The organism is Acinetobacter sp. SK-43 (genome assembly GCF_015351505.1).
In the GTDB taxonomy this organism is placed as follows: domain Bacteria; phylum Pseudomonadota; class Gammaproteobacteria; order Pseudomonadales; family Moraxellaceae; genus Acinetobacter; species Acinetobacter junii.
This window is the reverse complement of sequence record NZ_JADKPY010000022.1, coordinates 12,894-25,839: the sequence shown is the minus strand read 5'-3', so window position 1 is coordinate 25,839 and position 12,946 is coordinate 12,894. Positions and strand designations below refer to the sequence as shown.

General features: G+C 39.6%; 14 protein-coding genes. 6 read left to right on the top strand and 8 right to left on the bottom strand.

Annotation, left to right across the window (positions count from 1 at the left end; genetic code table 11):
- Both IRT38_RS05725 and IRT38_RS05720 read left to right on the top strand, forming a co-directional pair.
- The gene (locus IRT38_RS05725; RefSeq protein ID WP_194597167.1) at positions 1-1,992 is read left to right on the top strand and encodes a MacB family efflux pump subunit; all 1,992 of its coding nucleotides are present in this window, start codon (positions 1-3) and stop codon (positions 1,990-1,992) included.
- Positions 1,993-2,003: 11 nt separating this feature from the next.
- Positions 2,004-3,404 carry an efflux transporter outer membrane subunit gene (locus tag IRT38_RS05720; protein ID WP_194597166.1) on the top strand — a complete coding sequence of 467 codons (1,401 nt, stop codon included), beginning with the start codon at positions 2,004-2,006 and terminating at the stop codon, positions 3,402-3,404.
- Positions 3,405-3,486: 82 nt separating this feature from the next.
- Here the strand turns inward: IRT38_RS05720 and IRT38_RS05715 are convergent, their stop codons facing one another.
- The 4 genes from IRT38_RS05715 to orn all read right to left on the bottom strand — a co-directional run bounded on the left by IRT38_RS05715 (position 3,487) and on the right by orn (position 6,959).
- Positions 3,487-4,188 (bottom strand): NYN domain-containing protein, encoded by a 702-nt coding sequence (locus tag IRT38_RS05715; protein ID WP_171293840.1) that lies wholly within the window; start codon positions 4,186-4,188, stop codon positions 3,487-3,489.
- A gap of 389 nt (positions 4,189-4,577) precedes the next feature.
- A complete protein-coding gene (locus IRT38_RS05710; protein ID WP_194597165.1) occupies positions 4,578-5,381 on the bottom strand; it encodes an enoyl-ACP reductase in 804 nt (267 codons plus the stop codon).
- 142 nt (positions 5,382-5,523) lie between these two features.
- Positions 5,524-6,258 (bottom strand): Bax inhibitor-1/YccA family protein, encoded by a 735-nt coding sequence (locus IRT38_RS05705; RefSeq protein WP_004906538.1) that lies wholly within the window; start codon positions 6,256-6,258, stop codon positions 5,524-5,526.
- Between the two features lie 146 nt (positions 6,259-6,404).
- Positions 6,405-6,959 (bottom strand): oligoribonuclease, encoded by a 555-nt coding sequence (gene orn, locus IRT38_RS05700; RefSeq protein ID WP_005403665.1) that lies wholly within the window; start codon positions 6,957-6,959, stop codon positions 6,405-6,407.
- 124 nt (positions 6,960-7,083) lie between these two features.
- On the opposite strand from orn, the gene rsgA reads away from it, so the two are divergent.
- The 4 genes from rsgA to secB all read left to right on the top strand — a co-directional run bounded on the left by rsgA (position 7,084) and on the right by secB (position 9,400).
- On the top strand, positions 7,084-8,142 hold the full coding sequence (gene rsgA / locus IRT38_RS05695) for a ribosome small subunit-dependent GTPase A (RefSeq protein WP_194597164.1): 1,059 nt from the start codon (positions 7,084-7,086) through the stop codon (positions 8,140-8,142).
- 95 nt (positions 8,143-8,237) lie between these two features.
- The gene (locus IRT38_RS05690; RefSeq protein ID WP_004955555.1) at positions 8,238-8,654 is read left to right on the top strand and encodes a rhodanese-like domain-containing protein; all 417 of its coding nucleotides are present in this window, start codon (positions 8,238-8,240) and stop codon (positions 8,652-8,654) included.
- An 11-nt stretch (positions 8,655-8,665) separates the two neighbouring features.
- A complete protein-coding gene (gene grxC / locus IRT38_RS05685) occupies positions 8,666-8,926 on the top strand; it encodes a glutaredoxin 3 (protein WP_004774456.1) in 261 nt (86 codons plus the stop codon).
- Between the two features lie 15 nt (positions 8,927-8,941).
- Positions 8,942-9,400 carry a protein-export chaperone SecB gene (secB, locus tag IRT38_RS05680; RefSeq protein ID WP_004906530.1) on the top strand — a complete coding sequence of 153 codons (459 nt, stop codon included), beginning with the start codon at positions 8,942-8,944 and terminating at the stop codon, positions 9,398-9,400.
- A 50-nt stretch (positions 9,401-9,450) separates the two neighbouring features.
- On the opposite strand, the gene IRT38_RS05675 is transcribed toward secB, so the two are convergent.
- The 4 genes from IRT38_RS05675 to coaBC all read right to left on the bottom strand — a co-directional run bounded on the left by IRT38_RS05675 (position 9,451) and on the right by coaBC (position 12,883).
- On the bottom strand, positions 9,451-10,059 hold the full coding sequence (locus IRT38_RS05675) for an alpha-ketoglutarate-dependent dioxygenase AlkB family protein (RefSeq protein WP_194597163.1): 609 nt from the start codon (positions 10,057-10,059) through the stop codon (positions 9,451-9,453).
- A complete protein-coding gene (locus IRT38_RS05670; RefSeq protein ID WP_194597162.1) occupies positions 10,046-10,888 on the bottom strand; it encodes a methylated-DNA--[protein]-cysteine S-methyltransferase in 843 nt (280 codons plus the stop codon). Before IRT38_RS05670 ends, IRT38_RS05675 begins: the two co-directional genes overlap by 14 nt.
- Positions 10,889-11,092: 204 nt before the next feature.
- Positions 11,093-11,470 (bottom strand): cytochrome b562, encoded by a 378-nt coding sequence (locus IRT38_RS05665; RefSeq protein ID WP_004906523.1) that lies wholly within the window; start codon positions 11,468-11,470, stop codon positions 11,093-11,095.
- 156 nt (positions 11,471-11,626) lie between these two features.
- On the bottom strand, positions 11,627-12,883 hold the full coding sequence (gene coaBC, locus IRT38_RS05660; RefSeq protein WP_194597161.1) for a bifunctional phosphopantothenoylcysteine decarboxylase/phosphopantothenate--cysteine ligase CoaBC: 1,257 nt from the start codon (positions 12,881-12,883) through the stop codon (positions 11,627-11,629).
- Positions 12,884-12,946: the final 63 nt, after the last annotated feature.

Sequence of the window (12,946 nt, the reverse complement as noted above, 5' to 3'; positions counted from 1 at the left end):
ATGACTCAAAATCAAACGCATTCGTCACAGCCGCTACTTGAAGTCAGCAACCTGACTCGGGAATTCCCTGCAGGTGAAGGTACAGTCCAAATCCTCAAAGGCATTGATTTAAAAATTTATGCGGGTGAATTGGTTGCCATCGTTGGGCAATCTGGATCAGGTAAATCCACACTCATGAATATTTTAGGGTGTTTGGACAAACCTAGTTCAGGTAGTTATTTGGTCAACGGACGTGAAACACGTCAACTTGAACCTGATGAACTTGCCCAATTACGCCGAGAATATTTTGGTTTTATTTTCCAGCGTTATCACTTACTCGGTGATTTGAGTGCATCTGGTAACGTTGAAGTCCCTGCAATTTATGCAGGTGTCGATAGTCATCTTCGTCAGGAACGTTCGGCTGAATTGCTCTCTGAACTTGGCTTAGAGGAGCGTCTACATCATCGTCCAAGTCAACTTTCAGGTGGTCAACAGCAACGCGTTTCGATCGCACGTGCATTAATGAACGGCGGTGACGTGATTCTTGCCGATGAGCCAACAGGAGCATTGGATAAGAATAGCGGTATTGAAGTCATGCGTATTTTGCGTGAACTCAATGCTAAAGGTCATACCATCATCTTAGTTACACATGATCTCAATGTAGCAAAAAACGCGACCCGTATTATTGAAATCAGTGATGGTAATATTATTTCAGATCGTGCTAATACACCTGAAAATGATGATCCTGATTTAGAACGTCAGACACTACAACGCTCACCGCAAAAGAAAACTTCAGCTTGGCGATCTTTCTTTGATCGCTTAGGTGAAGCGTTCCGTATGGCATTGCTAGCGATGAATGCCCATCGAATGCGTACCTTTTTGACCATGCTCGGGATTATTATCGGAATTGCATCTGTAGTTTCAGTGGTTGCATTGGGTAATGGGTCTCAGAAGCAAATTCTTGAAAATATTAGTAGTCTCGGTACGAATACCATTACGGTGTATCAAGGACGAGGATTTGGTGACAACTCACGAGCCTCACAAACCAAAACACTTGTACCTGCGGACGCAGATGCACTTTCAGAACAACCTTATGTTGATGGAGTCAGTCCTTCTGTTAATACAAGTGTGACCTTACGTTTTAAAGAAACTGAAGCCTCTGCAACCGTCAATGGTGTAAGTTCGGATTTCTTCTATGTGCGCGGTATGACTTTTAAATCGGGACAACCTTTTGATAAAGGCAGTGTGACCCAACGCGCACAGGATGTGGTCATTGATACGAATACTGAGAAAACCTTTTTCTCTGATGGTACTAATCCAGTCGGTCAAGTGATCTTATTGGGCAGTGTACCGAGTCGAGTGATTGGTGTCATTGATGCGCAACAAGGTTTCATGGGTAGTTCCGACAGCTTGAATGTATATCTTCCGTATTCAACGGTAATGAGCCGAATGCTTGGACAATCGAACGTTCGCAGCATCATCGTGCGAATCAAGGATGAATACCCAAGTAGTGCTGCTGAAAATGCAATCCTGACCTTACTTGAACAACGTCATGGTGCTCAAGATGTGTTTACCCAAAACTCCGATAGTATTCGTGAAACGATCGAGCAAACCACAGCGACTATGACTCTTTTAATTTCAGCAATTGCTGTCATTTCACTGGTCGTGGGTGGTATTGGGGTCATGAATATTATGTTGGTTTCAGTCACCGAACGTACCCAAGAAATTGGTGTCCGAATGGCGGTGGGTGCTCGACAAAGTGATATTTTGCAGCAGTTCTTGATCGAAGCGATTTTGGTCTGCTTACTGGGGGGCGTGCTAGGAGTATTGCTTTCACTTGGAATTGGACAAATTATCGGACACTTTGCCAAAGGCATTATTGAGATGAGCTATTCAACGACATCCATTATTGCAGCCTTTGTATGTTCGAGTCTGATTGGTATCATTTTTGGTTTCTTACCGGCACGAAATGCGGCGCAACTCGATCCAGTTGCAGCACTAGCAAGAGAATAAGGAATTTGAGTATGTCTTTTCATTTTAAAAAATTAGGATTAGCACTGGCACTCACAGGTTCTTTAGCTGGCTGCTCTGCTGTTGTTAAAACACCATACAACTCGCCATCGGTACAGGTTCCTCAACAGTTCCAATATGATGTGCAAAAGAACAAAAATGTAAATCTTAGCGATCAATGGTGGACTCTCTTTAATGACGCTCAGCTCAATCAGTTGGTTGACCAAGTTCTCGCCAAAAATAGTGATCTTATTGTTGCTGGTATCACACTGAAGCAAGCTCGCTTACAAGCTGGCTTAGCTGAAAACCAACAAGGTATTCGTACCAGTTCAAGTGTATCAACAGGTCATAACTATGATCTACGCTCCGGAAATGGCACGGATCGTGGTTTATCAACCAGTGTGGGTGTCAGTTATGAGTTAGATTTATTTGGTAAACTTGCCAATCAAACAGAAGCGAGTCGTTGGGAAGCTCTTGCAAGCGCACAGGACTTACAAGCAACTGCGCAAAGTTTAGTTGCCACCACAGCCAAACTATATTGGCAATTGGGTTATTTAAATGAGCGATATAACACCATCCAACAGAATTTAGCCTCTACACAGAAAATTTATGAATTGGTGCAATCACAATACAAAGCAGGTGCGGTTTCAGGTTTAGATTTAACTCAAGCAGAACAATCGGTTCAAAGCCAAAAAGCCAGTTTGAGTCAGATTGAACAACAACGTGTAGAAACACGTACAGCCATTGCAGTATTGCTACATATGCCTGTACAGCAACTGAGTATTCAAGAACCGAAACAGCTCCCAAGAAATGCTCTGCCGAATATCGCTGTGGGGCTACCTGCGGATATTTTGTCGCGTCGCCCAGATTTACAAGCTTCAGAATTACGTCTACGTAAAACACTATCGAATAAGGATGCAACCAAAGCCAGCTACTACCCTTCGATTAATCTCACAGGTAATTTAGGTGCTTCGAGTACATCGCTGACACAACTTTTGAAGAATCCTGCACTCACTTTAGGTGCGAGTTTAAGCCTACCCTTTCTTCAATATAATGATATGAAGAAAGATATTGCGATTAGTGATCTGGAATATGAAAAAGCGATTATTCAATATCGCCAAACGCTATACCAAGCTTTCGCTGATGTAGAAAATGCATTATCGAATCGAACTCAACTGAATCAGCAAGTACAGTTACAGCAACGTAATATAGAGTTAGCTAATAAAACTGAGCGACTTACCGAAGTGCGTTATCGCAATGGTGCAATCGCCTTAAAGAATTTACTTGATGCTCAAGAGACCACACGCAATGCACGACTCAGCTTAGTGGAAACCAAGCAGAATCAATACAATGCCTATGTGACGTTAATGCAAGCCATGGGTGGGAGTCCTGTTAAAGAACTACCAAAACAATAGCACACGAGTTGTTATTGTTTACTTGCTTACTTGCTTACTTGCTTAAAGTTTTTGGCTCATTTCTAATGAGCTGAGAGCTTTACTATTGGTTACGGCGTTGTCCCTTAGCTTTCTTTGGTCTCGTGCCTTCAGACCACCATTCAGGTATTATACTAGGGGATTTACCTAAAATATCTTTTAATATAGAGACTAGATCATAAGAAACTAAACCATCTATATGTTCATGCAAACTAGGATCGATATTGTTTCGGAGCGGATCTAACACAAAGTCTATACCATTTATACGAGCCAATTTTGCAGCTGGAACAAAGTCACTATCTCCAGCAAAAAGAACAATCTTATCTACAAGTCTTTCCTGTGCAATACTGGCTATATCTACACCAAGTTTAATATCTACACCTTTTTGACGCATGCTGTAATAAAAGTCATTATTTGTGAGATCTTCAAATTTACATATGCCTTTCAAAAGGTTGTTGAGAGCATCATCCGTTAACTTCCATTGCTTATCATGTTTGATTGTCCCTAAACGCAGAGCAAATTTCCTCTGCTTTTTAACTTCTGTGAGAATTTCATTTCGATGAATTGTTTCTGGTTGTTTAGAAAAATCTAAAACTCGAGGATTCGTTTCTCCTGAATTAACAAGAGGATAATGTACTTTTATATTTAATGGTGGTGAGTCGTAGTAAAATACACGATACAAATGTTGATAGATACTTGAGTTACCGTCATTGAGATGTCTCTTGATACAGCAATTTAAAACTTGTACAACTTGTTTAGGCGTCAACTCAGGCTCGGAAGGGAAATAGCGGCGTTTGAAAAAATTTAGGCGTTTCAAAAAGAATGACGCGTCTACTAGTACTGCAACCTTTATGTCCATAAAATTATTTTGTTTAGTTCTGATATAAAAAAAACCTGCGGGTGAGGCAAGGTTGTTAACAAATAAACCAAGCTTAACCGCAGGTGCTATATAATTAATATTAGCTATTTTAGCTGCTTTGTCAACAAAAACTAACTTTTCACGAGTGATTCATAACATGTAGCATATTATGTTTAGGGTTTAAAATGATTACAGCATAGATAGTATAAATCACAGCGATTAATATAGCTTTATCTCCATCTTAAAAAAATAAAGCCGCTATAAAGCGGCTTTATCGTATGATTTAGATAAATCTATTATTCATCATCCATCATTGACTGGCTCATACCGACAGTATTGAAACCACCATCAACATATAAGATTTCACCCGTAATACCAGAAGCCAACGGCGAGCAAAGGAACAACGCAGCATTACCCACTTCTTCAATCGTTACATTACGTTGTAGCGGAGCAATCTTTTCATTAGCATCTAACATTTTACGGAAAGACTTAATACCAGACGCGGCCAATGTACGGATTGGACCCGCAGAGATCGCATTCACACGAATCCCTTCTTTACCCAAGCTTAGTGCTAAATAACGAACACCCGCTTCTAAAGATGCTTTAGCCATCCCCATCACGTTGTAGTTTGGCATCACACGCTCAGAACCTTGATAAGTCAAAGTTAATAAACAACCTTGACGTGCTTGTAATAAAGGTTTTGCAGCACGAGCCATCGCAACAAAGCTATACGCGCTAATGTCATGTGCAATTTTAAAACCCTCACGATCTGTCACGTCGGTAAAGTCACCATCTAGCGTATGTGCAGGTGCAAAACCAATCGAATGCACAACACCGTCTAAACCATCCCAGTGTTTTGCCAACTCGACAAAAGTATTGTCAATTTCTGCATCAATCGCCACATCACAAGGGAAAACGAGGGTTGAACCAAACTGTGCTGCAAAGTCATCAACACGTTTTTTTAGCTTTTCATTTGGATAAGTAAATGCTAACTCTGCGCCTTCACGGTGTAATGCTGTCGCAATACCGAAAGCAATTGATAATTTACTTGCAATACCAGCAATTAAAAAACGCTTACCAGCTAAAAGTCCTTGTGACATCTTATTCTCACTCGAAAAATTTTCACCACATCATGCCAACATTCCTGATTTTTCGGAATTGCATAATCCACCTTTTTTACAATCTTGCATAAAAAAAATCGCCCTCAGATGAAGGCGATTTTCTTTTTAAGATAATAATTCGTTAGTCATCACCTTGGATCAGACTCAACAAACGCATAAATGAGTAATACATCCATACCAAAGTTGCTAACAGTGCAATTGCACACAACCATTCAAATGCTTTCGGAGCACGTTGTGCTGCTGCACTTTCAATTAAATCAAAATCTAAAATTAAGTTCAGTGAAGCAATTACCGCAACAAAAGCTGCAAAACCGATACCTAACCAGTTACTTTCAAAGATATAAGGAATACTTGAGCTAAATGCTAAACTCATGATGATCTGAACGACAAATACCAAAGCAATCGCAATAGATGCTGAGATCACCACTGCTTTGAATTTCTCAGTTGCACGAATGATTTGGAATTTATATAAACCAAATAGAACTAATGTGGTCACAAATGTTGCAAGTAAAGCTTGTAACGGAACACCTGGAAATTTCAGTTGGAAAATAAAAGAAATACCACCTAAAAATGCACCTTCAAATAAAGCATAAGGAATTGCTAAAGCAGGTGCTGTATTGGATTTAAATGTTGTAATCAAAGCTAGAACAAAACTGCCAATTGCCCCGACGATTGCCGCTGCATATGCAATCGAAAGATTTGCTGTGAATGCACAATAGAAAAATAGAGCCATTCCGAGAACCGCTGCGATCACAGTCAAAAGAACCGATTTTTGAATCGCTCCTTGAATGGTCATGGGTTCAGCCAAGTCACTATAGGTTTCAACACGAGTTAAAATTGGATTATTACTTTGCATGTATACGCTCTTTTTATAGTTAGCAATAAAAGCACAAGTTTAAGCGATTTCTTTATTCTGCCCAATATTTTTTTACATTCATTAAAAAAAGGAGCCGAAGCTCCTTTTATATTTCAATGGCATCCTTATAAAAGATAAGCCATGAGTTATTTATTCATAATAAAAAAATATTCACGGTAATATTTTAATTCAGCAATTGAGTCACGAATATCGTCCATCGCCAAATGCGAAGCATTTTTCTTTAAGCCACTCATAATTTCAGGTCTCCAGCGTTTCGCCAACTCTTTGACTGAAGATACGTCTAAATTACGATAATGGAAGAACTGTTCAAGTTCAGGCATCAGGCGGTGTAAGAAACGGCGATCTTGGCAAATTGAGTTACCACACATTGGTGATGATTTTGGATTCACCCATTTTTTTAAGAACTCAAGTGTTTGCTGTTCTGCATCTTGCGCAGACAATTTGCTACGGCGTACACGTTCAATTAAACCTGATTGACCATGTTGCTTGGTATTCCATTCATCCATTGCGTTTAGAATCAAATCTGATTGATGAACCGCTAAAACAGGACCTTCAGCAAGAATATTAAGATTATCATCAGTAATAATTGTTGCGATTTCAATAATCTTATCGTTATCAGTATCCAGACCTGTCATTTCTAGGTCGATCCAAATTAATCGTGTATCTGGGGTGCTGCTCATAGATCGTGATTCTAAAGTGCTTAAAAACATCAATAGTAGCAAATTAATTACTTCTTGGCTGTAATTCTATAGTGGCTTCATGCTATTTTTGCGGTCTTAAATGTATGGATTTTTTGGGACATGAATGGCTTTAATTCGTAAACGTCGCTTAACCGAACAACAGCAACGTCGTATTGAGAAACAGCACAAATCTCGTCAAGACGACATTGACACATCACAAGATTTGGATGGGCTAGTTGTTCAGCATTATGGTCGTCAACTCGAAGTACAAGCACTATCTGTACCTGATCAACATCCAGAAAAACCAGAAGTTCAAGATGGTGAGCCTGAACCATTCTGGAAACCAATTGAATTGGATAGTGTTTGGCGTTGCCATACTCGTACCAATCTCGAATTATTGGTCACTGGTGATCGCGTCAAATGGCAAGCAGATCCAAATACAGGTTTAGGAATCATTACTGCGATCTATCCTAGACAATCTCTACTGACTCGCCCTGACCGATATCATAAGGTTAAGCCTGTGGCAGCAAACATTAGTCTGATTGTGATTGTATTTGCACCATTGCCAGAACCTGCACCAACATTGATTGATCGTTATTTGGTTGCCTGTGCTGATGCCAATATTCCTGCATTATTGGTACTCAACAAATCAGACTTACTCACTGAAAATGATCCTATTCTAAATTTACTCAGTGAATATGAAACCTTGGGTTATGAAACCATGATCTGCCAATCACAAGGTGATTTGACTGAACTTGCTCAACGCTTGGACAAGGAAACTGTGGCTTTTGTTGGGCAATCAGGTGTTGGTAAAAGCTCATTGATCAATACCATCGTCCCAAATGCAGCACAGAAAACCAATGTAATCTCTGAAAACTCAGCCCTTGGTCAACACACCACGACTTCAACACGCCTGATTAAATTTGGATCAAACGGCGCATTGATTGATTCTCCTGGGATTCGTGAGTTCGGACTATGGCATCTAAATTTAGAAAAAGTTCGCACAGGTTTTCCTGAAATTGAATCACATCTTGGTCTCTGCCAATTCCGTAATTGCACCCATACGCATGAGAAAAATTGTGCATTGAAACAAGCAGTTGATCAAGGTGAAATCTTACAGCGCCGTCTTGAAAGTTATTTACGCCTCATTGATGAAATTCAAGAAGCTCAACAAAAAAGTTAACTTTTCTCGATCATTCCCCCTTGAACTAAGGATTTTGATCACCATAGAGATACGTTATACTCAGGATCAATTTTGATTTTAACTTTAGGTGACTTGTGGAACGCTGGTTAGAGTTTATGGGGAATCACCCCTTCTTATTTGGTGCGCTCGGCGTATTGATCGTGTTGTTCTTTGTTTTAGAAGGACAACGTAATGGTCGTAAAATTTCACCGCAATCACTCGGTATTTTGGTTAAAGCAAAAAATGCCATGCTGATTGACCTTCGTGATGCGAAAGATTTCCGTGATGGTCACATCAGCGGTAGCCGTAACATTCCATATAGCCAAATCACAAGTCATGTAGATGAATTAAAAGCAAGTGATCGTCCATTGGTATTTATCTGTAACTTAGGTCAAGTTGCGGGTGCAGCATTGCAAAAAGTTGCGCATGCAGATAGCTATCGTCTAGATGGTGGTATCAGCAACTGGAAAGCTCAAGGCTTACCCTTAGTTAAAAGTAAAACCAAAGCTTAAGGAGCAATAAGATGACAACTCCAAACGTCACAATTTACTCAACGCTGTCTTGCCCATACTGTGTACGTGCAAAACAATTACTTGAGCGTAAAGGCGTTGCTTTTAAAGAAATTAATCTTTCAAATGAAGCACCTGAAGTTCGTATTGAGTTAATGCAACGTACTAACCACCGTACAGTGCCTCAAATTTTTATCAAAGACCAATTCATTGGCGGTTTTGATCAACTTTATGCTTTAGAGCGTGAAGGTAAACTCGACCAATTATTAGCTTAACTTTAAGGAAAAACAATGAGCGAAGAACAAGTTCAACCACAACTTGCATTAGAACGTATTTATACTAAAGATATTTCTTTTGAGGTTCCTGGCGCGCAAGTATTTACAAAACAATGGCAACCAGAACTCAATATCAATTTATCTTCTGCTGCAGAAAAAATTGACCCAAATCATTACGAAGTATCATTAAAAGTTGTAGTTCAAGCAACAAATGAAAATGAAACGGCGTTTATCGTTGATGTAACTCAATCAGGTATCTTCTTGGTTGATAATGTTGAAGAAGACCGTCTTCCATATATCTTAGGTGCTTACTGCCCAAATATCTTGTTCCCGTTCTTACGTGAATCGGTAAATGATTTAGTAACTAAGGGTAGCTTCCCACAATTGTTACTTACACCAATTAACTTTGATGCAGAATTTGAAGCAAACATGCAACGCTTACAAGCGGATGCAGATGCTCAAGGTCAAGCATAATCGTTATTGCGATAGCTGTAAAAAAGGACTGAATATCAGTCCTTTTTTTATTACTCAACAATCGTTCTAAAGGTAAGATTAATCCGTGGTGTAAATATTTTTTTGGTTGGCGGTAAACGATGTAACCAATATGTCTGTGTCATATCTTTCATGACTAATAAACTGCCATGTTCTAAAAACACATCAACTTTTTCTTTGGTTTGTTTATGTTTAAACGCAAATTTACGTTCCGCTCCAAAGCTTAAAGAAGCAATTGCACCATTTTTGATAAGATCGATTTCATCATCACTGTGCCAAGCCATTCCCTCTTCTCCAGAGTGGTAAAGATTGAGCAAGCAAGAATTGAATGTTTCACCTGTTAATTTTTCGACTAAGGCTTTTAACTCAATCAGTTCTATAGTCCAAGGCAAAGCATATTTATTAATGTTGGAATACGTATATTCGAAGCCTCGATCACCATACCAAGCGACTTTTCTTTTAGTTATAATTTTTCGACCAAAAATAATCGCCTGATCGTTTTCCCATGCAATATTCTTCATAAGCATTTCGAAATAGTGATCTGCTTCTAAACGACTTAAAACTTTACCGTAATAATGAACAGTCCCCTCGTAGGGTAAATAGTTCACTGTTGGATCTGCTTCAATATCAAATAATTGCATGAGTCTGCGAACCCTCCCAACCAATAATAGCTGTTTTACGAACTGTTCCCCACTCATATCCACCGATAGCGCCAGTCGACTGAATCACGCGATGGCAAGGGATTAAAAATGCAATCGGGTTATGACCAATTGCTGTTCCAACAGCACGAGCTGCTTTGGGATGATCGATCATCTGGGCAAGTTGTCCATAAGTCGAAAGTTGCCCCATTGGAATTTTGAGTAAGCTCTGCCAAACTTTTAATTGAAAGGGTGTGCCCTTGAGATGTAATTTAATCATCGGGAGTTGTTCCCAATCCTGCCGAAAAAACTTCAATGCAGCTTCTTGAAAAGCGTCAACTTGTTCAACATACATTGCATGAGGAAATTGCTCTTTTAAATGTGCTAATGCTTCAGCTGTATTTTCTACAAATCGAAGTGTACAAATGCCTTTCTGAGTGGATGCAATAAACACCTGACCAAATGGTGTTTCAGAAAACTGATAATGAATCGTTAAATGCTGCCCACCATATTTATACTCAGCAGGTGTCATACCTTCTATTTGAATAAAAAGATCATGTAGTCGACTGGTACTCGATAATCCTGTAGCAAATGTTGCATCAAATACGCTGCCCTGCTGTTGCTTCAGAACCTTCTTTGCATGTTCAATACTGATATATTGTAAAAATTTCTTCGGACTGGTACCCGCCCACTCAGTAAACAAGCGCTGAAAATGTGCCGGGCTAAGATGAATATGTGCTGCTATTTCATCAAGCTGCGGCTGCCTTTGAAAATTGTTCTGTATATAAGCAATCGCTTCTGCAATTCGCTGATAATGTTGTTGTGAGGACATAGGATTAGCTCTCATCATTCATCGTTTCACTGTATCAATTTAGAAATTTGATGAAAATCCGAATCATGCTCAGTTTATGTTCTCATTCAATATAAATGAATGCGCATAAAAAAACTGCACGTTTAATACGTACAGTTTTATCACTAAACTACTGGCTCGACTTAACAATACATGCTTAGAGTTATTGATCTAAATCCCAATAAATTAATGCATATAATGCTTATGACCTTGATCACGTAAATCTGCAATTTTCTTCGCTTGTTTTTTTGCTTCGTCTAACTTACCTGCTTGAACAAGTACTTTTGCTTTATCAATTTCCACAATAATTTGCTCAAATAACGCTGTTGAAGTCGGAACTTTTTCAGCTGAATGTGAGGCCAACTTATACTGTTTTGAATGGACTGCTGCTGCACGCATATTATTTAAAGCAGCTGTTGCCGCCTGTGGATTTTCAGCCTGATTGAATGCTTTATAGTTTTTACCGAGTACTTTCATATCATCAGATAAACCACCAGCAAAAACTGGGCTACTCAAACTAAAACATGACAACATAAGTGCAGTGGCTAAAGTTTTTTTAATCATCAGGATGTCCTATCAAAACTGTGGCTATAATTGAGTTCACGTACAGACTGACATCGCACACAGTTGTGCATGTAGGTCAGATGACGACGTAAGTTTAGAATACATAAAAAATGCAACGATTTCGTTGCATTTTAATTAAAAGTAAAATGGTTTTATTTACGACTTCTGTAGTAAAGCATCATGTATTGCTTCTACCAATTGTTGCGAAATCTCTTGCTTTGACGCTTTCTCTAACTCACGCTTTTCCATATGGTATGACCGAGCGAAAAATACTGTCATTGCATTTTCATCAGAAGCGAAACCAATATCAGGTCGAGACACATCATTACATGCGATCATGTCTAGTTTTTTAGCAACCAATTTACCTGCAGCATATTCTTCAACATTTTGCGTCTCAGCAGCAAAGCCCACCATAAATGGACGTTGTTGTTGCTGTGCAATGGTCGCTACAATATCTGGATTCTTAACCAATGAAACTGCAAGTTCATCTCCAGACTTTTTAATTTTATGTTCCGCAACTTCAGCAACTCGATAATCAGCAACAGCGGCAGTTGCAATAAAAATATCACAACCTTCTTTTAGCTGATTCATACTAACATCAAGCATTTGCATAGCAGATTTCACATTAATTCTATCAACACCATTTGGTGTATCTAAACTGACAGGACCTGCAACTAAAGTGACTTTTGCACCAGCCGCATAACATGCTGCTGCCAAAGAAAAGCCCATTTTTCCTGTGCTGTGATTAGAAATATAACGGACAGGATCAATTGCTTCACGCGTTGGACCCGCAGTGATAGTGACACGCTTGCCAGCGAGTAAACCAAATTTCTCAGCAATTGCACGTTGCGCTTTATGAAAATAAGCGGCTACTTGTTTGGCTAAATCCTCAGGTTCAGGCATACGACCTAGACCAACATCTCCACAAGCTTGTTCACCAGCATCAGGCATAATGACATGCACACCATCTTCAACCAGAGTTTGTAGATTGCGTTGCGTTGCTTTTGCTGCCCACATTTGCTGGTTCATAGCAGGTGCAACCCAGACAGGGGCTTTCGTCGCTAAATATAATGTACTGAGCAAATCATCTGCCAAACCATTGGCAAATTTTGCAATCGTGTCACAACTTGCAGGAGCGACTAACACCAAGTCAGCCCATCGCGCCAACTCGATGTGTCCCATACCTGCTTCTGCTTCAGGGTTGAGTAGCTCAGTATGTACAGGATTACCTGACAAGGCTTGAAATGTTAAAGGTGTGATAAATGCTTGTGCGCCATGTGTCATGACCACGCGGACATCGAAACCAAAATCTTTTAAACGGCGTACTAAAATGGCACTTTTATAGGCAGCAATACCACCCGTAACCGCTAATATAATGTTTTTATGTGGAATTACACTTAGATCGAAGCTCACAAACAGTGTACCTTTCTGTTGCAGTGGCGCTCACAATATCATTAAATATCGCCATACCCAAGT

Bases quoted from the DNA above. Each gene is read 5' to 3' on its own strand.
- IRT38_RS05665 (WP_004906523.1), bottom strand. From the start codon at position 11,470: ATGATTAAAAAAACTTTAGCCACTGCACTTATGTTGTCATGTTTTAGT.
- rsgA (WP_194597164.1), top strand. From the start codon at position 7,084: ATGGCTTTAATTCGTAAACGTCGCTTAACCGAACAACAGCAACGTCGT.
- grxC (WP_004774456.1), top strand. From the start codon at position 8,666: ATGACAACTCCAAACGTCACAATTTACTCAACGCTGTCTTGCCCATAC.
- orn (WP_005403665.1), bottom strand. From the start codon at position 6,959: ATGAGCAGCACCCCAGATACACGATTAATTTGGATCGACCTAGAAATG.
- IRT38_RS05705 (WP_004906538.1), bottom strand. From the start codon at position 6,258: ATGCAAAGTAATAATCCAATTTTAACTCGTGTTGAAACCTATAGTGAC.
- IRT38_RS05725 (WP_194597167.1), top strand. From the start codon at position 1: ATGACTCAAAATCAAACGCATTCGTCACAGCCGCTACTTGAAGTCAGC.
- IRT38_RS05670 (WP_194597162.1), bottom strand. From the start codon at position 10,888: ATGTCCTCACAACAACATTATCAGCGAATTGCAGAAGCGATTGCTTAT.
- secB (WP_004906530.1), top strand. From the start codon at position 8,942: ATGAGCGAAGAACAAGTTCAACCACAACTTGCATTAGAACGTATTTAT.
- IRT38_RS05710 (WP_194597165.1), bottom strand. From the start codon at position 5,381: ATGTCACAAGGACTTTTAGCTGGTAAGCGTTTTTTAATTGCTGGTATT.
- IRT38_RS05675 (WP_194597163.1), bottom strand. From the start codon at position 10,059: ATGCAATTATTTGATATTGAAGCAGATCCAACAGTGAACTATTTACCC.
- IRT38_RS05720 (WP_194597166.1), top strand. From the start codon at position 2,004: ATGTCTTTTCATTTTAAAAAATTAGGATTAGCACTGGCACTCACAGGT.